General features: G+C 73.2%; 13 protein-coding genes, 1 tRNA gene and 1 pseudogene. 8 read left to right on the top strand and 7 right to left on the bottom strand.

Annotation, left to right across the window (positions count from 1 at the left end):
• Positions 1-178: 178 nt before the first annotated feature.
• From ABEB09_RS14150 to ABEB09_RS14115, 8 genes and pseudogenes are all read left to right on the top strand, one after another.
• Positions 179-868, top strand: a complete 690-nt coding sequence (locus tag ABEB09_RS14150) for a small secreted protein (RefSeq protein WP_345690257.1) — start codon at positions 179-181, stop codon at positions 866-868.
• A 121-nt stretch (positions 869-989) separates the two neighbouring features.
• A pseudogene (locus tag ABEB09_RS14145) lies at positions 990-2,502 on the top strand (DUF7059 domain-containing protein).
• A 515-nt stretch (positions 2,503-3,017) separates the two neighbouring features.
• Positions 3,018-3,215 carry a hypothetical protein gene (locus tag ABEB09_RS14140; protein WP_345690256.1) on the top strand — a complete coding sequence of 66 codons (198 nt, stop codon included), beginning with the start codon at positions 3,018-3,020 and terminating at the stop codon, positions 3,213-3,215.
• A gap of 374 nt (positions 3,216-3,589) precedes the next feature.
• The gene (gene topA / locus ABEB09_RS14135) at positions 3,590-6,391 is read left to right on the top strand and encodes a type I DNA topoisomerase (RefSeq protein WP_345690255.1); all 2,802 of its coding nucleotides are present in this window, start codon (positions 3,590-3,592) and stop codon (positions 6,389-6,391) included.
• Between the two features lie 113 nt (positions 6,392-6,504).
• The gene (gene tmk, locus ABEB09_RS14130) at positions 6,505-9,702 is read left to right on the top strand and encodes a dTMP kinase (protein ID WP_345690254.1); all 3,198 of its coding nucleotides are present in this window, start codon (positions 6,505-6,507) and stop codon (positions 9,700-9,702) included.
• A gap of 331 nt (positions 9,703-10,033) precedes the next feature.
• Entirely contained in the window at positions 10,034-11,239 is a 1,206-nt protein-coding gene (locus ABEB09_RS14125) for a DNA polymerase III subunit delta' (protein WP_345690253.1), read from the top strand.
• Positions 11,240-11,391: 152 nt separating this feature from the next.
• Positions 11,392-12,966, top strand: a complete 1,575-nt coding sequence (locus ABEB09_RS14120; protein WP_345690252.1) for an alpha/beta hydrolase — start codon at positions 11,392-11,394, stop codon at positions 12,964-12,966.
• A 95-nt stretch (positions 12,967-13,061) separates the two neighbouring features.
• Positions 13,062-13,135: transfer RNA gene (locus tag ABEB09_RS14115), tRNA-Thr, on the top strand.
• 182 nt (positions 13,136-13,317) lie between these two features.
• Here ABEB09_RS14115 and ABEB09_RS14110 read toward each other — a convergent pair.
• From ABEB09_RS14110 to ABEB09_RS14080, 7 genes are all read right to left on the bottom strand, one after another.
• Positions 13,318-14,529 (bottom strand): glycosyltransferase, encoded by a 1,212-nt coding sequence (locus tag ABEB09_RS14110; RefSeq protein ID WP_345690251.1) that lies wholly within the window; start codon positions 14,527-14,529, stop codon positions 13,318-13,320.
• 159 nt (positions 14,530-14,688) lie between these two features.
• Entirely contained in the window at positions 14,689-15,324 is a 636-nt protein-coding gene (locus ABEB09_RS14105) for a hypothetical protein (RefSeq protein ID WP_345690250.1), read from the bottom strand.
• A gap of 24 nt (positions 15,325-15,348) precedes the next feature.
• On the bottom strand, positions 15,349-15,849 hold the full coding sequence (locus tag ABEB09_RS14100; RefSeq protein ID WP_345690249.1) for a hypothetical protein: 501 nt from the start codon (positions 15,847-15,849) through the stop codon (positions 15,349-15,351).
• Positions 15,816-17,015, bottom strand: a complete 1,200-nt coding sequence (locus ABEB09_RS14095) for an MCE family protein (RefSeq protein ID WP_345690248.1) — start codon at positions 17,013-17,015, stop codon at positions 15,816-15,818. Before ABEB09_RS14095 ends, ABEB09_RS14100 begins: the two co-directional genes overlap by 34 nt.
• Positions 17,012-18,331 carry an MCE family protein gene (locus ABEB09_RS14090; protein WP_345690247.1) on the bottom strand — a complete coding sequence of 440 codons (1,320 nt, stop codon included), beginning with the start codon at positions 18,329-18,331 and terminating at the stop codon, positions 17,012-17,014. The genes ABEB09_RS14095 and ABEB09_RS14090 overlap by 4 nt, the downstream gene beginning before the upstream one ends.
• Entirely contained in the window at positions 18,328-19,485 is a 1,158-nt protein-coding gene (locus ABEB09_RS14085; protein ID WP_345690246.1) for an MCE family protein, read from the bottom strand. Before ABEB09_RS14085 ends, ABEB09_RS14090 begins: the two co-directional genes overlap by 4 nt.
• An 8-nt stretch (positions 19,486-19,493) precedes the next feature.
• Positions 19,494-20,477 (bottom strand): MCE family protein, encoded by a 984-nt coding sequence (locus tag ABEB09_RS14080; RefSeq protein ID WP_345693934.1) that lies wholly within the window; start codon positions 20,475-20,477, stop codon positions 19,494-19,496.
• Positions 20,478-20,488 lie beyond the last annotated feature (11 nt).

Below are 20,488 nucleotides of genomic sequence, written 5' to 3'. Positions count from 1 at the left end.
CGCTGGTCGGGCGAGGTTTTCTGACGCCTCGTCCGTCCGGCGCCGGCCGTATGTCGTGAGCCTTCTCTCCCTTGGTGCAAATGGCTGCAATAACGTACGAAACGGTCGTACGACAGGTGGGAGTCGCCCACTTGGCGTGTATGTTCCGGGGCCGAGAGCCTTGGAAGGGACCAATCCGGTGAACAAGAAGCTTGCGGCCGCACTGTCCGGCGGTGCGGTACTGGTGCTCGCCCTGTCGGGCTGCAGCGACGACGGCGACGACGACGGCAAGGTGGACGCCTGGGCGAAGACGTTCTGCGACCAGGCGCAACCGCAGTTCCAGAAGAGGGCCGACGCCAACCAGACCATCATCTCGACCGCTGCGGACGGCAAGCCCGCGGACATCCAGACCGCGGACTCGAAGGCGTTCCAGGACATCGCCGACACGAACAAGGCGCTGGCCAAGGCCGTGCAGAACGCCGGTGTCCCGCCCGTCGAGAACGGCGAGAAGCTCCAGCAGGACGCGGTCAAGGAACTCAACTCCACCGCCACCGCCTACGAGGGCCTGCGCAAGCAGGTCGACGCCCTCGACCCCAAGAACCAGCAGAACTTCGCCGACGGCCTCAAGGGCGTGGCGGACGGCCTGAAGAAGATCGAGAAGATGGACCAGGACGCCCTGGCCAAGCTTCGCTCCGGACAGCTCGGCCAGGCCATGGCCAAGCAGCCCGGCTGCCAGACGGCCACGCCCTCCGTCCGGCCGACCGTGACGAAGAGCCCCGCCGGCGGCGGCTCCGTCCCGTCCGCGGCGGCCTCGGGCGCGGCATCCGCCCCGGCCTCGCGCGCCGCCTCGGCCGGCGCCTCCGCCTCCGCGAGCGGCAAGTCCGCGTAGTCGTACAAGTTCACACAGCCGTACGAGCGGCGACGCCGCTGCCGTACGTGCCGACGGCCCGGTTTTCCACAGGAAGCCGGGCCGTTCGTCGAATGACAGTGGCGGCGGTCACAATGAGCATGTGAGTACGACCAGCCTTACCGCCGCCCTTCCCGTGCCCGACCACGCCGGCCGCCTCCGAGCCGCCTTCCTCGCCGCCGACTTCACCGCCGACGGACTGCTCGAACGGCTCGGAGCCACCGCCTACGCGGCGCTCGCCCGCAGCGAAACCGTGCCCGCCCTGCGCGCCACCCGCGGGGAAGGGGCACTGGACACGCTGGTCCGGCTGTTCCTGCTGCAGCGGCCCGTGCCGCACGAGCGGGCAGCCGCCACCCTCCCGCTGGAGGAGGCGCTGGCGGACGGCTGGGTGATACGGGACGGGGACGAGGTCCGCGCGACGGTCGACGTCCGGCCGTACGGCGGGCCCGAGGGCCAGGACTGGTTCATCGTGTCCGACCTCGGCTGCGCCGTGGGCGGCGCCGGCGGGGCGAGCGGCCGCGACGAGGGCATGGTCCTCGGTGTCGGCGGCGCGTCCACCACGCTGGCCGGACTCACCGTGCGGACGCCCGTTGCGTCCGCGCTCGACCTCGGGACCGGCTCGGGCATTCAGGCGCTGCACGCCGCACAGCACGCCACACGGGTGACGGCGACCGATCTCAACCCACGGGCGCTGGAGTTCACCCGGCTGACGCTCGCGCTGTCCGGCGCGCCGGAGGCGGACCTGCGCGTGGGCTCGCTGTTCGAGCCGGTCGCCTCGGAGACGTACGACCTGATCGTGTCGAACCCGCCGTTCGTCATCTCGCCCGGCGCCCGCTGACCTACCGGGACGGCGGGATGGGCGGCGACGACCTGTGCCGCACCCTCGTCCAGCAGGCGGGGGACCGGCTCAACGAAGGGGGGTATGCGCAGTTTCTGGCCAACTGGCAGCACGTCGAGGGGGAGGACTGGCAGGAGAGGGTCCGCTCCTGGGTTCCCCGGGGCTGTGACGCGTGGATCGTGCAGCGCGAGGTCCAGGACGTCACGCAGTACAGCGAGTTGTGGCTGCGGGATGCGGGCGACCACCGTGCGGCGCCCGAGGAGTACGCGGCGCGGTACGAGGCGTGGCTCGACGAGTTCGAGGCCCGTAAGACCAAGGCCGTGGGCTTCGGCTGGATCACCCTGCGCAAGTCAGGCGCCGACGAGCCGTCGATCGTGATCGAGGAGTGGCCGCACCCCGTCGAGCAGCCGCTCGGCGAGACCGTACGGGCCCACTTCGCCCGGCAGGACTACCTGCGCAGCCGGGACGACGCGGCACTGCTCGGCGACCGGTTCGTGCTCGCCGCCGAGGTGATGCAGGAGCAGGTCGGGCAACCGGGCGCGGAGGACCCGGAGCACGTGGTCCTGCGGCAGAACCGGGCATGCGCCGGGCCACGAAGGTGGACACGGTCGGGGCGGGCTTCGCCGGGGTCTGCGACGGCACGCTCCCGGCGGGCCGGATCCTGGACGCCATCGCCCAGCTGATGGGCGAGGACCCCGTACAACTCCGCGACCGCACACCGCAGGCGATCCGGGTGTTGGTGGGCGAGGGCTTCCTGGAACCGGCCTCCACGGAGTAGCCGACCGCGCGTCCCGGACCTGAGGGCCGCTCGGCCGTGGTGCACCGGCGCCGCGGTGTGGGCCACTCCCGGCGGTGGCCCGCCCGCTCCGGGCACGGGCCACCGCGGGGCCGATCGCCAGGCCGACCGGCAGAGCGCGGCCACCCGCAGACGGCGCCGATCCGCCCGCCGCTGGCCGGTCCGGCCAGCCCGGCGAGGCGGCCCCGCAGGGACCGACCCGGCCTGGGGCGTCCCCGCCCGCACGGGCCGGCCCGCCTGGGGCGGCCCCGCCCGCAGGGACCGACCAGCCCTGCGCGGCGTCCCCCGCCGGCCCCGCCCGTAGGGGCCGACCGCCTGAGGCGCCACCCGCGGGGCGGCCCGGCGCCGGTTGGGTGAACGGTGGGCGAGGGTTCCGTGGCGTTCACCCGTAATTCGTCGTCCCGATGCCCCGAGGTGTCAGCCTCGGCCACTGGGGCACCCGCGGCGGGGTCGCAGGGGCCCGGGGACGGCACCACGGAGCGAAACGGGGTACGGGCATGGAGAGCGGACCGGCCATCTTCGCCGGCACGGCGTTCACGCTGTTCGGCGCGGGGCTCCTGGTGTGGACCGCGGCACGCGTGCTGCACCGTGCTCCGGTGGCGCACGGGGTGAACCCCGCGACGGCGGTCGTGTTCGCGACAGCGTTCGGGGCGGCGTTCCTCGCCCTCGGCGTGTGGTGCTTCGGCCGAATTTGATCGGTGCCCTCCGGTGATGGGCCAGTGGCCGCCACGGCCGCGCCGCCGGGAGCCAGGGAGAGGACCGAGCCCGGCCGGGTGATGAGTCCCGGTCGACGGCGTACCGTGTGGCTGAGAGCTCAGTAGCCGGAACGTGACCCTCCGCGCCATGAGGGGAGTCCGGGCGGCAGGAATGCCAGAAGTCGGGTTACCGTTCGAGTGGCCGTTGCGGGCTTTTGCCGTTTGACACGGGGGCGGGTTGTACCGTCACACTCCGCAGCGACAGCAGCGCCACAGCCGTGGCGCAGTGCCCGCAGTGCCGCGGTGCACCCCCCACGGGGCCCGCACCGCGCCGCACGTGCCACCGAGCGTCGACCGGAGAGAAGAGCGAAAAGTTGTCCCCGACAAGCGAGACCGCACAGGGCGGCCGCCGACTCGTCATCGTCGAGTCGCCTGCCAAGGCGAAGACGATCAAGGGCTACCTCGGCCCCGGCTACGTCGTCGAGGCGAGCGTCGGGCACATCCGCGACCTCCCGAACGGCGCCGCGGAGGTGCCCGAGAAGTACACCGGCGAGGTCCGCCGCCTCGGCGTGGACGTCGAACACGACTTCCAGCCCGTCTACGTCGTCAACGCCGACAAAAAAGCCCAGGTCAGGAAGTTGAAGGAGCAGCTCGCCGAGTCCGACGAGCTCTACCTCGCCACTGACGAGGACCGCGAGGGCGAGGCCATCGCCTGGCACCTCCTGGAGGTCCTCAAGCCCAAGGTCCCCGTCCACCGGATGGTCTTCCACGAGATCACCAAGGACGCGATCCAGCAGGCCGTCGCCAACCCGCGCCAGCTGAACAAGCGCATGGTCGACGCCCAGGAGACCCGCCGTATCCTCGACCGCCTCTACGGCTACGAGGTCTCGCCGGTCCTGTGGAAGAAGGTCATGCCCCGGCTGTCGGCCGGCCGTGTCCAGTCCGTCGCCACCCGGCTCGTCGTCGAGCGGGAGCGCGAGCGCATCGCCTTCCGCTCCGCCGAGTACTGGGACCTGACCGGCATCTTCGGCACCGGCCGCGCCGGCGACCCGTCCGACCCGGCCACCTTCACGGCCCGGCTCAACACGGTCGACGGCCGCCGCGTCGCCCAGGGCCGCGACTTCGGTCCGGACGGCCGGCTCAAGTCCGACCAGGTCCTGCACCTGGACGAGGCGAACGCCCGCGCCCTGGCCGCCGCGCTCGCCGACACGGCCTTCGCCGTCCGCTCGGTCGAGTCGAAGCCGTACCGCCGCTCCCCGTACGCGCCCTTCCGCACCACCACCCTCCAGCAGGAGGCGAGCCGCAAGCTCGGCTTCGGCGCGAAGGCGACGATGCAGATCGCGCAGAAGCTGTACGAGAACGGCTTCATCACCTACATGCGTACGGACTCCACGACGCTGTCCGACACGGCCGTCGCCGCGGCCCGCGCGCAGGTCACGCAGCTGTACGGCGCCGACTACCTGCCGGACGCGCCGCGCACGTACGCCGGGAAGGTCAAGAACGCGCAGGAGGCGCACGAGGCGATCCGGCCTTCGGGTGATCGTTTCCGCACGCCCGCCGAGACCGGACTGACCGGCGACCAGTTCAGGCTGTACGAGCTGATCTGGAAGCGGACCGTCGCCTCCCAGATGAAGGACGCCGTCGGCAACTCCGTCACCGTCAAGATCGGCGGCCGTGCCGCCGACGGCCGGGACGCCGAGTTCACCGCCTCCGGCAAGACGATCACCTTCCACGGCTTCATGAAGGCCTACGTGGAGGGCGCCGACGACCCGAACGCCGAGCTGGACGACCGCGAGCGCCGTCTGCCGCAGGTGGCCGAGGGCGACGCGCTGACCGCCGAGGAGATCACGGCGGACGGCCACGCCACCAAGCCGCCGGCCCGCTACACCGAAGCGTCGCTGGTCAAGGAGCTGGAGGAGCGCGAGATCGGCCGCCCGTCGACGTACGCGTCGATCATCGGCACGATCCTGGAGCGCGGCTACGTCTTCAAGAAGGGCACGGCGCTCGTCCCGTCGTTCCTCTCCTTCGCCGTGGTCAACCTGCTGGAGAAGCACTTCGGCCGGCTCGTCGACTACGACTTCACCGCCAAGATGGAGGACGACCTCGACCGCATCGCGCGCGGTGAGGCCCAGGCCGTGCCGTGGCTGAAGCGTTTCTACTTCGGCGAGGGCACCGGAGCGGGCGGCGCGGCGGAGGCCGGCAACGGCGACGGCGACCACCTCGGCGGCCTGAAGGAACTGGTCACCGACCTCGGCGCGATCGACGCGCGGGAGATCTCCTCGTTCCCGGTCGGCAACGACATCGTCCTGCGCGTCGGCCGCTACGGCCCGTACATCGAGCGCGGCGAGAAGGACGGCGAGGGCCACCAGCGCGCCGACGTCCCCACCGACCTCGCGCCGGACGAGCTGTCCGTCGAGTACGCCGAGGAGCTGCTGGCCAAGCCGAGCGGCGAGTTCGAGCTGGGCACCGACCCGGCGACCGGTCACCAGATCGTCGCCAAGGACGGCCGCTACGGCCCGTACGTGACCGAGATCCTCCCCGAGGGCACCCCGAAGACCGGCAAGAACGCGGTGAAGCCGCGCACGGCCTCCCTCTTCAAGTCGATGTCCCTGGACACGGTGACCCTGGAGGACGCGCTCAAGCTGATGTCGCTGCCGCGCGTCGTCGGCACCGACGCCGAGGGCGTGGAGATCACCGCCCAGAACGGCCGCTACGGCCCGTACCTGAAGAAGGGCACGGACTCGCGGTCCCTGGAGAGCGAGGACCAGCTCTTCACGATCACGCTGGAGGAAGCGCTCGCGATCTACGCGCAGCCGAAGGTGCGGGGCCGCGCCGCCGCCAAGCCCCCGCTGAAGGAGCTGGGCAACGACCCGGTCAGCGAGCGCCCCGTCGTCGTCAAGGACGGCCGTTTCGGCCCGTACGTCACCGACGGCGAGACGAACGCGACCCTCCGCAGCGGCGACAGCGTGGAGACGATCACGCCGGAGCGCGGCTTCGAGCTGCTGGCCGAGAAGCGGGCGAAGGGCCCGGCCAAGAAGACCGCCAAGAAGGCGGTCAAGAAGGCCCCGGCCAAGAAGACCGCGGCGAAGAAGACGACGGCCGCGAAGACGACCACCGCCAAGAAGACGGCCGCGAAGAAGACGACGGCCACCGCGCGGGCGGCGTCGGAGGAGTAGGCCCGGGCATCGCCCTGGGCGCCAGGCCGCCCGGACCCCCGTCGGAGGGGCCGGGCGGTCTTGTGTTCGGGCGGGCACGACGGAGTGTCGGCGGCTCCGGATAGGCTGAGGGGATGACGCGAGCCGAGCAGCCTACGGTCTTGGGCCACACCTCAGACTCCGAAGCCTCCGACGCCGCACTCGCCGCGGACTCCCGCGAGCGCGCCGTCCGGGCGCTGCTGCGCAACCAGCCGCTGAAGCGGCTGTGGAGCGCACAGCTCGTCGGCGGAATCGGCGACGCCCTCGCCCTGCTCGTGCTGATCCTGCTGGCCGTGCAGGCGGCCGTCGCCGAGGAGACCTTCGGTGCCGGAGTGCGCGGTGCCGCCTTCGCGGTCGCCGCCGCGTTCGGCGCCCGTGTGCTCTCCACGCTGCTCTTCGGCGCCGTGCTGCTCGGGCCGATGACCTCGCTCACCGCGCCGAGCGGCCCCCTCGACCGGCGCTGGACCATGATCGGCGCGGACGGCGTACGGCTCGCGCTGCTCGTCGTCGCCCCCCTGTGGATCGTCTGGACGCCGGCCCAGTCCGTCGTCCTCGTCCTGGTCACGGTGTTCCTGGCCGGGGCCGCCGAGCGGCTGTGGACCGTCGCGAAGGAGGGCGCCGCACCGGCCCTGCTGCCGGCCCCGCCCCTGGAGGGCGCGGCCGTGCGGCCGCTCCCCGACCACCTGGGCGCCCTGCGCCGCCTCTCGCTGCGGACCAACTTCGCGGCCATCCCCGTCGCGGCCGCGGGCCTGCTCGTCACGTCCCTCGTCGGAAGCCTGCTGGCCAAGGGCGTGGACTGGTTCGGCGCGCACCAGGCCGCGCTCGGCTCGTACGCCGCCGCCGGACTGTTCGCCGCGTCGATCTCCCTCCTGTACTTCCTGGAGCTGCCCGACGCGCAGACTCCGCGCCCCCGCTCGCCGTTGGAGGGACTGCGCCGCCCGTCCAAGGGCGACGGCCTGGAGAAGGGCCGCACCGCGGCCATACCGCTGCTCGTCCTCGCCTGCGCCTCCGTCGCCTCGGCCATCGCGGCCGCCGCGGCCGTCGCCGTGCTGCACGCCGCGGAGCTGGGCGGCGGCCCCGCCGGGTACGCCCTGCTGGTCCTCGCCCTGGTCGGCGGCACGGGCCTCGGCATCCGCGGCGCCGTCGCCGTCCTGCCCGCCCTGTCCCGGCGACGGCTGCTCGCCCTCACGATCGCCGTCACCGGGATCCTCCTGCTCGCCATGGGCCTGGTGCCCGACACGGCGACGGTGCTGTTCCTCGCGCTCGGCGCCGGCTTCACCGCGGGCGTCGCCGCGAACACCGGGCACAGCCTGATCGACCAGGAGACCGAGGAGTTCCGCCGGCCGCGCCTCACCGAGCACCTCCAGGCGGTCGTCCGCGTCGCGATCGGCCTCGGCGCGCTCGCCGCCCCGCTGCTGGCCGCCGCCATCGGCCCGCACCGCCTGGCCAGCGGCGACTTCGTCTTCGCGCACGGCGGCGCCGCCTTCACGCTGATGCTGGCCGGCGCGCTGCTGCTGCCCGTCGCGGCCCTCGTCCTCGCCAAGACCGACGACCGGTCCGGCGTCCCGCTCCGCCGCGACCTGCGCGACGCGCTGCGCGGCGCGGACCCGGTGCAGGCGCCCGCCACGACCGGATTCTTCATCGCCATCGAGGGCGGCGACGGCGCCGGCAAGTCCACGCAGGTCGCCGCGCTCGCCGAGTGGATCAGGGCCAAGGGCCACGAAGTGGTCGTCACCCGCGAGCCCGGCGCGACGCCCATCGGCAAGCGCCTGCGGTCGATCCTGCTCGACGTGTCGTCGGCCGGCCTGTCGCACCGCGCCGAGGCCCTGCTGTACGCGGCGGACCGGGCCGAGCACGTCGACTCGCTGGTCCGCCCGGCCCTGGAGCGCGGCGCCGTCGTCATCTCCGACCGGTACATCGACTCGTCGGTCGCCTACCAGGGCGCCGGCCGGGACCTCTCGCCGACCGAGATCGCCCGGATCTCCCGCTGGGCGACGGACGGCCTCGTGCCGCACCTGACCGTGCTGCTCGACGTCTCGCCGGAGACCGCCCGCGAACGCTTCACGGAGGCGCCGGACCGTCTGGAGTCCGAGCCGGCCGAGTTCCACCGGCGCGTACGGGCCGGGTTCCTCGCGCTCGCCGCCGCCGACCCCGCCCGGTACCTCGTGGTCGACGCGGGCCAGGAGCCGGAGGCGGTCACCACCGTCGTACGGCACCGGCTCGACCAGGTGCTGCCGCTGTCCGAGGCCGAGCTCAAGGCGCAGGAGGAAGCGCGCCGGGCCGCCGAGGAGGAGGCCCGCCGCAAGGCCGAGGAGGAGGCGGCGCGGAAGGCCGAGGAGGAGCGCCTGGAGCGCGAGCGCCAGGAGCAGCTCGCCCGGCTGCGCGCCGAGGAGGAGGAGCGCAAGCGCCGCGAGGAGGAGGAAGCCAAGCGGCGCGAGGCCGAGCGCCAGGCCGAGGAGGCCCGGCAGCGGGCGGCCGAGGCACGCCGTCTCGCCGAGGAGGAGCGCCGCCGCCGCGAGGCCGAGGAGAAGGCCCGCCAGGAGGAGCAGGAGCGGCTGCGCAAGCAGGCCGAGGAGGAGGCCCGGCTGCGGGCCGAGGCCGAGGAGCGGCGCCGCGAGAAGCAGCGCAAGGCCGAGGAGGCGCTGCTGCGCGCCGAGGAGGCCCGGCGTCAGGCGGCGGCCGAGGCGGCGGAGGCGGCTGCGGCGGCGGAGGCGGCTGCGGCCGCCCGGGCCGCGGCGTCGCCCACCGTGTCCCCGCACGACGTGACCGTGCCGACGCCCGTCGTGCACCCCGACGACATCACGCAGACCGTGCCGACCCCGCGGATCGACCTGCGCAAGGACGAGCCGGCGTCGGCGGCCGAGGAGACCCAGCGCATCAACATGCGCAAGGACGAGCCCGCGCCCGGCACGCCGGCGCAGGACCGGCCCGCGTCGGCGGCGGAGGAGACCCAGCGCCTCAACATGCGCAAGGAGGACCTGCCGCCCGCCGACGCCTCCGCGGACCTGGCCGAGACGGCCGTGCTCCCGCCCGTACGGGGCGAGAACCCGGCCGACCGGGTGCCGCCGGGCTTCTTCCGCGACGAGGTATCGGGCGCCGGACAGGACGCGGCGGGCGCCGAGGACCGCACGCGTGAGCTGCCCCAGGTCGACGACCGGGGCAGGCCGAGGCCCCGGCCGGACTGGGCGGAGGAGACCCCGCTCGACGACCTGCCGACGCTGGCCGACGAACTGCTCGGCCCGCACGACGACGAGGACGACCGGCGCGGACGCGGGGGGCGGGGGCGCCGCTGAGGCGGGCCGCGGCGGCTGCCTGCGCGGCCGCGGCTGCGGGGCACCGCCTCGCACAGGTGCCGTCGACGGCCGTACCGTTCTTGCCGCTCCCGGGCCCCCCGGCTCCCTCTGGTGCGGCCGCCGCTGAGGTCCGGTGGCCGGCGCATCGCTCGGGCGGCCGTGCCGGTTGCCCGGCTGGGGCGACCACGGCCTTCTGGTGACGGGGCAGGCGCGCGCGGCTCGCCGTCACCGACCCCGTCGGGGCCATCGGCGGGCGGCAGGAGTTGTCAGACCCCTCCGACACAATGGAGGGCAGTGGGGGAGTACCCGCGACACAGAAAGGCGGTGGCCCATGCCCGTATGGGACGACCTGGTCGGCCAGGACCGGATCCAGGCGCAGCTGGCCGCCGCCGCCCGGGACGCGGACGCGCTCGTCACCGCCGTCGTGAGCGGCACGGCCCCGCCCGACGCCTCCAAGATGACCCACGCCTGGCTGTTCACCGGCCCTCCCGGTGCCGGCCGGGACACCGCCGCACGGGCCTTCGCCGCCGCCCTGCAGTGCGTCAGCCCCGACCGGGCGCTGGGCGGGGAGCCCGGCTGCGGGTTCTGCGACGGTTGTCACACGGCTCTCGTCGGGACGCACGCCGATGTGGAGGTCGTCCGCACCGACCTGCTCTCCATCGGCGTCAAGGAGACCCGCGACCTCGTCCGCAGGGCCCAGCTGTCCCCGGCGGGCGGCCGCTGGCAGGTCATCGTCCTGGAGGACGCCGACCGCCTCACCGAAGGGGCGGGCAACGTCCTGCTGAAGGCGGTCGAGGAGCCCGCGCCCCGCACGGTGTGGCTGCTGTGCGCGCCCTCCCTGGAGGACGTGCTGCCCACGATCCGCTCCCGCTGCCGCCACCTCACGCTGCGCACCCCGCCGGTCGACGCCGTCGCCGACGTCCTCGTACGGCGCGACGGCATCGAGCCGGAGGCCGCGGCCGTCGCCGCGCGCGCCACGCAGGGCCACATCGACCGGGCCCGCAGGCTCGCCACCGACGAGCGCGCCCGTGCCCGCAGGGCCGCCGTGCTGAAGCTGCCCCTGCGCGTCCAGGACGTCGGCGGTTGCCTCAAGGCCGCCCAGGAACTCGTCGACGCCGCCGCCGAGGACGCCAAGCAGCTCGCCGAGGAGACCGACGTCAAGGAGACCGAGGAGCTGAAGGCGGCGCTCGGCGCCGCGCAGGGCGGCCGTATGCCGCGCGGCACCGCGGGCGTGATGAAGGACCTGGAGGACCGGCAGAAGCGCCGCAGGACCCGTACGCAGCGCGACAGCCTGGACCTCGCGCTCAGCGACCTGACGGGCTTCTACCGGGACGTGCTCGCGCTCCAGCTCGGCTCCCGCGCGGCCCTGGCCAACGAGGACGTCCGCGACGCGCTCGACCGCATCGCCCAGGGCTCGACCCCCGAGAGCACGCTGCGCCGCATAGAAGCCGTCCTCGCCTGCCGCGAGGCCCTGGACCGGAACGTGGCGCCGCTGCTGGCGGTGGAGGCGATGACCATGGCACTGCGCGGCGGATAGGCCCCTGCCGCCCCGGACAGCCCGTGCGCACCGGCCCGGCGCTGCCCGCCGACGGCGCCAGGAGCGCTCGGCCGGACGCGTTGGGCCATCCGGGGAACACCCGAATGGGCGCGGGCTACAACGGTCCGTCACCGTGCCGCTACTCTCCGGGGATGCGCTCCCGCCGTCTGCTCCGTACGTCCACGCTCACCGCCGCCGCGTTCGGCCTGTTCCTCGCGGGCTGCGCCGACGGCGGGCCCGCCCCCACCGCCCGGGCCTCGGCATCCACCTCGTCCGCCTCCGGCGCCGCCCGGGGCTCGGCCGCCTCCGCCGTCTCGGCGGCCGCGCTCAAGCCGTACTACGCACAGCGGCTCATCTGGCGGGACTGCGGGGTGCCCGGCTTCCAGTGCGCCACCCTGAGAGCCCCGCTCGACTACGCCGATCCCGGTGCCGGGCAGGTGAAGCTGGCCGTCGCCCGCATCAAGGCCACGGGGCCGGGCAAGCGCCTCGGGTCGCTGCTGGTGAACCCGGGCGGGCCGGGCGGCTCGGCCGTGGGCTACCTCCAGGGGTACGCGGGGATCGCGTACCCGGCGCCCGTGCGGGCCCGGTACGACATGGTGGCCGTCGACCCGCGCGGCGTGGCCCGCAGCGAGCCGGTGCGGTGCCTCGACGGGCCGCGCATGGACGCGTACACCCAGGTCGACCAGACTCCGGACGACCAGCGTGAGACGGACCTGCTCGCGGCCTCGTACACATCCTTCGCGAAGGGGTGCGCGAAGAAGTCCGGCCGGATCCTCCCGCACGTCTCCACCGTCGAGGCGGCCCGCGACATGGACATCCTGCGGGCGGTGCTGGGCGACCGGAAGCTGACGTACGTGGGGGCCTCGTACGGCACGTTCCTCGGCGCCACGTACGCCGAGCTGTTCCCCGGCCGGACCGGCCGCCTGGTCCTGGACGGGGCGATGGACCCGTCCCTGAACATGGCGGAGCTCAACCGGGATCAGACGGCGGGCTTCGAGACGGCGTTCCGGTCCTTCGCCGCCGACTGCGTCCGGCAGTCCGGCTGCCCCCTCGGCACGGATTCCACGGCGGACGCCGCGGCACGCCTCAAGGCGTTCTTCGACCGCCTCGACCGCGCGCCCGTCCCGGCCGGCGAGTCCCGGCGGCTCGGCGAATCGCTCGCCACGACGGGCGTGATCGCCGCGATGTACGACGAGGCGGCCTGGCCGCAGTTGCGCGACGCCCTGACGCAGGCCATGGGCGGCGACGGCTCGGGGCTGCTCGCCCTGGCCGACAGCTACTACGAGCGGGAGCCCGACGGCACGTACTCGAACCTCATGTTCGCCAACGCCGCCGTGAACTGCCTGGACCAGCCGCCCGCCTTCACGGCCCCGGCGGCGGTGCGCTCGGCCGTGCCGTCCTTCGAGAAGGCCTCGCCCGTGTTCGGCCGTGGTCTGGCCTGGGCCTCGCTGAACTGCGCGTACTGGCCCGCGAAGGCCAGCGGCGTCCCGCACCGCATCGAGGCGAGGGGCGCGGCGCCGATCGTCGTGGTCGGCACCACACGCGATCCGGCCACCCCCTACAAGTGGGCCAGGTCCCTCGCCGGCCAGCTGGCCTCCGGCACCCTGCTGACGTACGAGGGCGACGGGCACACGGCGTACGGGCGCGGCAGCGACTGCGTCGACACCGCGATCAACACCTACCTCCTGGAGGGCACGCCCCCACCGCCCGGCAAGCGCTGCCGCTGACCGGCGGGTCCCCGCGCAAAGGGCGTGCACGAGCACCCTCTCCACCTGTGTAGACTTGCTCTCGCTGCTGCACCCGCAAGGGGAACGCGCAGCGTGCCGCCTTAGCTCAGTTGGCCAGAGCAACGCACTCGTAATGCGTAGGTCTCGGGTTCGAATCCCGAAGGCGGCTCAGTGAAAGCCCAGCTCAGACCTCGTCTGAGCTGGGCTTTTTCGTTGGGCCTGCCGTGGGGCTCCCCGTTGGGCTCCGCGTTGGACTTCTTCGTTCAGCGGCTTTGTCGTGGCGCCGGGTACAGGCCGGAGCCGCTGCTCATGGTGTCCACGAGCAGCGGCTCCGGCCCTTCCGTCGGCGGCCTAGCCGGGGTTGGGTCCGTCGAGCAGCAGCTTCGCGGCCACCGTCGCGCCGTCGCCGCGGATCGTGTCGGCCACGGTGGCCGCTCGTGCGCGGGTCTCGGGCGCGAGGGCGGTTGCCAGCGCGGCCGACAGGGACTCGAAGGTGGGAGTCGGGTCGCCGTGGGCCACGCCGATACCCAGGTCGGCCACGCGACCGGCCCAGTACGGCTGGTCCACCGACTGGGGTATCACCACCTGGGGCACGCCGGCCCGGGCGGCCTTCGTCGTCGTGCCCGCGCCGCCGTGGTGCACGACGGCGGCGACCCGGCTGAACAGTGCCTGGTGGTTGACCTCGCCGACGGCGAAGCAGTCGTCCCCTTCGTCGATCAGGGCCAGGTCGGCCCAGCCACGGGCGACGACTGCGCGGTGGCCCTGCGCGCGGATCGCCTCGATGGCCACCCGGGCGGCGTCCTTCGGGGCGCGCCCGCTGCCGAAGCCGACGAACACCGGGGGCGCGCCGGCGTCCAGGAACGCCTCCAAGTCGGCCGGGAGCGGGCGTTCGTCCGGAACGATCCACGCGCCGGTCTGCACCACGTCGAGGCTCGTCGGCTCCTGCCACGGTGCCAGGACCGCGTCCGCGGCCAGCCACGGGCTGCCGGTGAAGACGTGCTCGCGGACATTGGCCACCGGCGGCAGGCCGATCGACGCGCGGTGGGCGTTGAGCGCCGGGCCGAACAGCGCGTCGAATTCCTTGCCGTCCGGGTCCCACAGTTCCCGGTTGTTGGTCACGTCCGGCGCGTCCGGTCGGTCCGGCAGCTCCAGCGGCGAGTGGTGCGGCGACGGCAGCATGATCGGGCAGTAACTCGTATACACGTAGCGGATGCCCAGCTTCTCGGCCACCGACCGCGCGGCGACCTGGATCATGCCGGCCGCCACGAGCACGTCACATCCCTCGGCCGCCGCGGCGACCGCGCCGAACTGCGCGGCGATCACGCCGACCGCGAGCATGGGCAGGTCGTCCGCCGACGGCGCTTCCGTCCCGGCCATCATCGGGCGCATCGGCGGGCCGACCGGCACCAGCGGCACGCCGAAGCCGGCCAGTCGCTCCGCGAACTCTTCGTCCGGCGGCGCGCACACCCGCACCTCGGCGCCGAGTGCCCGCAACTGCGCCGCGAGTGCCACCATCGGTTCGACGTCCCCGCGCGACCCCATCGTCGATAACAACACGCGCACTTCCAGACCCCCATTTTCGTAAGCACTGGACTCAGTTGTCGGTCCTTGCAGTCAACTGTGTGTCCATACCGGCGAGCTTGATCGACTTGAGCCTACGCGCCTGGTCGCGCCGGTCTGTCGCCGGGACCGGAGTCCTGAGTCCCGTGGCGTTCGGGAGCCTCACAGCGCGTCCACCGCGCTCACCTTCCACCCGTTGTCCGTGCGGGTGAGGGTCATGCGGACGCGGTTCAGGTCGAGGCGGGGGACCGAGACCTGGGTGCTGGTGGTGACCTGGTTCATGAAGAGGAGGACCACCGCCTCGTCCGGGGAGGCCGAGACGACGGAGACCGCCGGGGTGGTGTCGCCGGTGGACGGCTTGGCGACTGTGGCCTTCACCACTCCGTGGTACTTGGTGGCCGTCGGGGCCACCACCGTCCTGGTGGTCTTCGTGTACTCGTCGAGGAAGCCGCCCGTCAGGTGCTTGCGCGCCGCCGCGAAGTCACGGTCCAGGTGGCGGTAGTCGTACGACAGGATGACCGGCGCCGCCTTGCGGGCCGTGGCGACGGCCGCGGTCCGGGCCTCGTCCGTGCGGCGTTCGTCGTGGTGGCGGAGGCCCAGCAGCGTCGTCGCCGCCAGGCCGGCCGCCACCAGGGTGGCCAGCACCGGGGTGAGGAGGGGGATGCGGCGGCGCGGGGCCTTCTGGTCCTGCTGGGTGGGCTTGGGGCGCTCCGCCACCGGGGGCGCGGCCTCGCGGGCTCGTTCCGATCGTTTGGCCGCCGCTCGGGCTGCCGCCGCGACGCTCATCGGCTTCGGCATGGGGGGTTCCTTTCCGGTGGGGGGTCAGCCGACGAACTCGACGTTCGACGTCAGCCAGCGCCCGCCCTCGTACACGAGGTCGAGCTGCAGCCGGTAGTTGCGGGACGCGCCCTGGGGGGACGAGACGTTGGTGACCTTGCTGTCGGCCACCAGCAGGACGCGGGCCGTCCGTTCGTCGGACCTGACGATGCCCGCCTCCAGGACCTGGCCCTCGGAGACCGACTTGTTGGCCGCGACGAGCTTCGTCAGCTCCGCCGTCTGGGCCGAGAACTGCTCGGCGAACTCACCGGTCGCCCCGCTCAGCACGTTCTTGCTGTCCCGGTCGTAGTGCCGGTAGTCCAGCGACGTGAAGTTGAGGGCGGACTGGCGGGCCGCCGCCAGGATGTCCTGCTGACGCGACGACGTCTCCGACCGTTCGTGCAGCTCCCAGCCGAGCCAGGCCGAGGCGGCCCCCAGGGCGGTGGCCACCAGTGCGAGTGCGGCGCGCAGTTTCACGCCATGGGTCCAACCAGCAGCCATTGCCATGAGTCCTTTCCGAACATGTTCTGTTCCCCGCCCGTCGAGCCGATCCGGACGGGGCGGGTGGGGGAGGCGCCCGGGACGTTCTGCGCGCCGCGCACCGACGTCTCGCCGCCCCTCGGGGCCGTACAGCGGGCGGAGGTGTTCGCCGGGCGGTCGGACGTGTCCGACGGGTCGCGCCACTGGGTGCCGTAGCCCTGGCGGCAGGCCGGCGGGTCGTCCGCGTTCAGCACCATCCCGAAGTGTGTGGTGCCGTCGCCGGGGATCACCGTGTAGCTGCCCGCGACGACCACCGGGAACGTCACCAGCATCTGCTCGACGCCGGGCAGCCGTGCCATCGTGATCTGGCCGCCGCTGATCAGGTTGCCCAGCAGGAGCGGCAGGTGCGGCCTGTTGGCCCGGAACAGGGCGTCCAGCTCCTGTGCCGCCGGCGTGCCGTTCCCGATGAGCGCCCGCAGGTCGCCGTCGCTCGCCTTCAACTGGGCCGTGAGCAGGGCGAGGTCACGCGAGAACGACTTGATCGCCGAGCCCTTGTCCGTCTGCGTCTTGAGGACCTTCCGCGAGTCCTCGATCAGCGCGACCGTCTCGGGCAGCGCGTCCGTCGCCGACTCGACCAGCGCGTTGCCGGAGTCCACCAGCCTGCTCAGGTGCGGGCCCGTCCCCGCGAACGCCGCGCCCAGCTCGTCGACCGTGACCTTGAGGTCCTTCTTGTCGACGGACCGGACCAGGCGGTCGACGCTGAGGATCAGGTCCGTGGCCGGCACCGGCACGCGCGTGCTGCCGCGGGGGATCGTGCTGCCGTCCGCGAGGTACGGGCCGCCGCGCGTCCGCGGCTGGAGGTCCACGTACTGCTCGCCGACCGCCGAGCGGTTGGCCACGACGGCCACCGTGTCGGACGGGATCCGCGCGTCGTCCTCCAGGTCGAGCGCGACCGACACGCCGTCCCGGCCGCGCAGTTCCAGCTCGCCGACCCTGCCGACCGGCACGCCCCGGTACGTCACCTCCGCGCCCGGGTAGATCCCGCCGGACGCGGCGAAGTCCGCCCGCACGGTGTAGCCGCGGTCCAGGATCCGGTCCGCCAGACCCGTGTACTGCGCGGCGACGTACGAGACGCCCAGCGCGGTCACCGTCGCGAAGGCGACCAGCTGGGCCTTGACCGTACGAGTGATCACAGGCCCAGTCCCTTCAGCAGCAGTTCCACGAGGGCCGGGTTGATGCCGTCGTCCCCGGGGCCGTCGTTCCCGGCACCGGTCCCGTCGCCGTCCTGCGCGGTGTGGCTCGCGTGCGTCGCCGTGCACACCGGCGGACACAGCGGCGCCGGTGTCGCGGACGGCGCCGGGGCTCCCGGCACCTGCGGGGCCGACGGGGTGGACGGGGTCGGCGGGAGCGAGGGTACGGACGGGACCCCCGGGATCTCCGGCATGCCCGGGAGGTCCGGGACCGGCGGTCGCGGGGTCTGCCCGCCCGGCTTCGGCGCGAGGTTGCCGTAGATGCTGGTGAGGTCCAGGTCCGCCGTGACCTTGAGGTTCACGTAGTCGCCCTTGATGGCGTCCACCACGTTGCGCGGGAACGGATACGTCGTCAGCAGCTCCAGCGCGTTGGGGAGATCGGCGCCCGCCTTGTTCAGCTGCGTGAGGATCGGCTGCAGGCTGCGCAGGTTGGCGACCAGGTCGTCGCGGGACGCGTTGACGACGCGCGTGCCGGTCGCGCCGAGCTGCGACAGGGACGTGAGCATCGCGGTCAGCTTGGTGCGCTGCTCGGCCAGCACCTTCAGCGCAGGCGGCACGGTGTCCAGGGCCTGGCCGATGGTCGCCTTCTCGCGGCGCAGCGTCGCCGCGAGCCGGTCGATGCCCTGCAGCGCCCGGACGATCTGGGCGCGCTGCCGGTCCAGGCCGCCGATGAACGTGTCCAGCTCGGACAGCAGGGCCTTCACCCGGTTCTCGCGGCCCTCCAGGGCCTTGTTCAGCTCGACCGTGATCGTCTTCAGCTGGGCCACACCGCCGCCGTTGAGCAGCGCCGACAGCGCGGACAGGACCTCCTCGATCTCCGGGTTGCGTCCGCTGCGGGACAGCGGGATCACCGCGCCGTCCCCGAGCCTGCCCACCGGCGCCGCGTCCGTGGGCGCCGACAGGGCCACGTACTTCTCCCCCAGCATGCTCGTCTGCCGCAGCTCCGCGATCGCGTTGCCGGGCAGCTTCACCGAGTCGTCGACGCGCAGCCGCACGCGCGCGTGCCAGCCGTCGAGCTCGACCTCCTCGACCGCGCCGACCGTGACGTTGTTGACCTTCACCGTGGACTGCGGGACGAGGTCCAGTACGTCTCTGAAGTGGACCGTCACGCGGTACGCGTCGCCGTCCGCCGCCGCGCCGCCGGGCAGCTGCACGTCGTACAGGCCCTTGAACTCGCAGCCGGTGAGGAGGACCGCGGCGGCCGCCGCCCACACGGCGGCGTTCCGGCGGTACCGCGGGCTCATGTGCCGCTTCGTCATGCGCGGGCCTCCAGGATTCCGCCGAGCGTGCGGTCCATCGAGCCCGTCCCGGTGGCGGCCGGGTTCGGGGCGGACAGCTTCGGCAGGGAGTCGAACAGGGACTTCAGATCCGCGCAGTCCGATGTCTCGCCCGTCGTCCTCAGCAGCGAGCACAGCAGCGCGGCGGGGTCCTGCGGGTGGTCGGGGTTGCTGCGGGTGTCGAGCGTGCCGGACACCGGGTTGTAGGCGTTCTGGAGGTTGGACAGGCCGGCCGGGGCGACCTCCAGCAGCTCCGCGAGCGCGGCGCGCTGGGTGACGAGCACCCGGGTCACCTGGCTGAGACCCTTCACGTTCGCCGTCAGCGACGACTTGTTCTCCTTCACGAACGCCGACACGTCGGCCAGCGCCGCCGCCAGGTGCCGGATCGCCGCCGCGAGGTCCTTGCGCTCCCCGGCCAGCTGCTCGGCCACCCGGGCCAGGCTGTCGTTGAACGACCGGATCGAGGCGTCGTCGGCGGACAGCGCCGCCGTGAACACCTGGAGGTTGCGCACCGTCCCGAACAGGTCCTGCCGGCCGTCCGACAGCGTCGTGACCGCCTGGGACAGGTCCTCCACCGTCTGGTGCAGCTTCGCGCCCTGCCCCTGGAGGTTGTCCGCGCCGACGGCGAGCAGCCGGGACAGCGAGCCGTTCTTGTTGGCGCCCTTCGGGCCGAGCGCGTCGGCCGTCGTGCGGAGGCTGTCGAAGACCCGGTCCAGCTCGACCGGCACGGCCGTGCGGTGCTGGGGGATGACCGCGCCGCTCCGCATCGCCGGGCCGCTGCGGTACACGGGCAGCAGCTGGACGTAACGGTCGCTGACGACGGAGGAGTTGATGATCGCGGCGCGGGCGTCGGCGGGGACCTTGCGGTGGCCCTCGTACTCCAGCACGACCCGCACCCGGTCGCCCTCCGGCGTGATCGACCGGACTTCGCCGATCCGCACGCCGAGCACCCGGACGTCGGAGCCCGGGTAGATGCCGACCGTGCGCGGGAAGTACGCCGTGACCTTCACCTTCTCGTCCCGCGGCCACAGCGCGACCGCGAGGCCGGCGAGCAGGGCGAGTACGAGGACGGCCGCGGCCGCCTTGCGCGTACGGCCCGTGCCCGGCGCGGCCGCCCCACGCCTCAGGCGCCACATCAGCTTCCTCACCGCGTGCCCCCCGTCCTCGGGACCACCGGCGTCGGCGCCACCATGTTCTGGATGTAGCTGTCGAACCAGCGGCCGTTGCCCAGGGTGTTGGTGAACACCCGGACGTACGGCGCCAGCAGCTTCACGCTGCGGTCGAGGCTCGCCTGGTTGCGTTCCAGCATCCGTACCACCGTGTTCAGGTTGTTCAGGGCGGGGCCGAGCGCCTTGCGGTTGTCCCGGACCAGGCCGGACAGCTGGATGCCGAGCGCCACGGAGCTGGTGAGCAGCGCGTGGATGGCCGCCCGCCGTGCGGTGATCTCCTGGAACAGCTTGTCGCCGTCCTTGACCAGCGTCCGGAACTCCCGCGTCCGCTCGTTGAGCACCCCGGTGACGCCATGGGCGTGGGCGAGGAGTTCGCGCAGCGCCTGGTCACGGGAGGCGACCGTGCGGGAGATCTTCGACAGGCCGTCGATGGATGCCCGCACCTCGGCCGGCGAGTCCTCGAACGTCGTGGAGATGGTGTCCAGGGCGGCCGCCAGCTGCTGCGTGTCGATCGCCTCGGTCGTGGTCGTCAGATCGCTGAACGCCGCCACCACGTCGTACGCCGGGACGGTACGGCTCAGCGGGATCTCACTGCCCGGCTCCAGCTGCCCGGGCCCTTCGGGATCCAGCGCCAGGTACTTCGCGCCCAGGATCGTCTTGATACGGATGGACGCGCCGGTCCTGGTGCCGAACCGGGGCTCGCCCTTGACGCGGAACGTCACCTTGACGTGGTCGCCGTCCAGGTCGACCTCGTCGACCTTGCCGACCTTCACGCCGGCGATCCGCACGTCGTCGCCCGGCTTCAGCCCGCCGGCCTCGGAGAACGCGGCGCTGTACTCCTCGCCGTTCCCGATGAGCGGCAGGTTCTCGGCGTTGAACGCCGTGAGGATCAGGGCCAGGATCGTGGTGAGCCCGATGGCCCCGACGACGACGGGGTTCCTGTCCCGGAAGGGGATCATCCGGGGCTTTT

This window comes from Streptomyces coeruleoprunus (assembly GCF_039542925.1).
In the GTDB taxonomy this organism is placed as follows: domain Bacteria; phylum Actinomycetota; class Actinomycetes; order Streptomycetales; family Streptomycetaceae; genus Streptomyces; species Streptomyces coeruleoprunus.
This window is presented reverse-complemented; position numbering and strand designations above follow the sequence as displayed.

What these genes read in the sequence shown, in the direction of transcription:
- ABEB09_RS14140 (WP_345690256.1), top strand. Translation starts at nt 3,018, where the DNA reads ATGGAGAGCGGACCGGCCATCTTCGCCGGCACGGCGTTCACGCTGTTC.
- tmk (WP_345690254.1), top strand. Translation starts at nt 6,505, where the DNA reads ATGACGCGAGCCGAGCAGCCTACGGTCTTGGGCCACACCTCAGACTCC.
- ABEB09_RS14125 (WP_345690253.1), top strand. Translation starts at nt 10,034, where the DNA reads ATGCCCGTATGGGACGACCTGGTCGGCCAGGACCGGATCCAGGCGCAG.
- ABEB09_RS14120 (WP_345690252.1), top strand. Translation starts at nt 11,392, where the DNA reads ATGCGCTCCCGCCGTCTGCTCCGTACGTCCACGCTCACCGCCGCCGCG.
- ABEB09_RS14105 (WP_345690250.1), bottom strand. Translation starts at nt 15,324, where the DNA reads ATGCCGAAGCCGATGAGCGTCGCGGCGGCAGCCCGAGCGGCGGCCAAA.
- ABEB09_RS14100 (WP_345690249.1), bottom strand. Translation starts at nt 15,849, where the DNA reads ATGGCAATGGCTGCTGGTTGGACCCATGGCGTGAAACTGCGCGCCGCA.
- ABEB09_RS14090 (WP_345690247.1), bottom strand. Translation starts at nt 18,331, where the DNA reads ATGACGAAGCGGCACATGAGCCCGCGGTACCGCCGGAACGCCGCCGTG.
- ABEB09_RS14085 (WP_345690246.1), bottom strand. Translation starts at nt 19,485, where the DNA reads ATGTGGCGCCTGAGGCGTGGGGCGGCCGCGCCGGGCACGGGCCGTACG.
- ABEB09_RS14080 (WP_345693934.1), bottom strand. Translation starts at nt 20,477, where the DNA reads ATGATCCCCTTCCGGGACAGGAACCCCGTCGTCGTCGGGGCCATCGGG.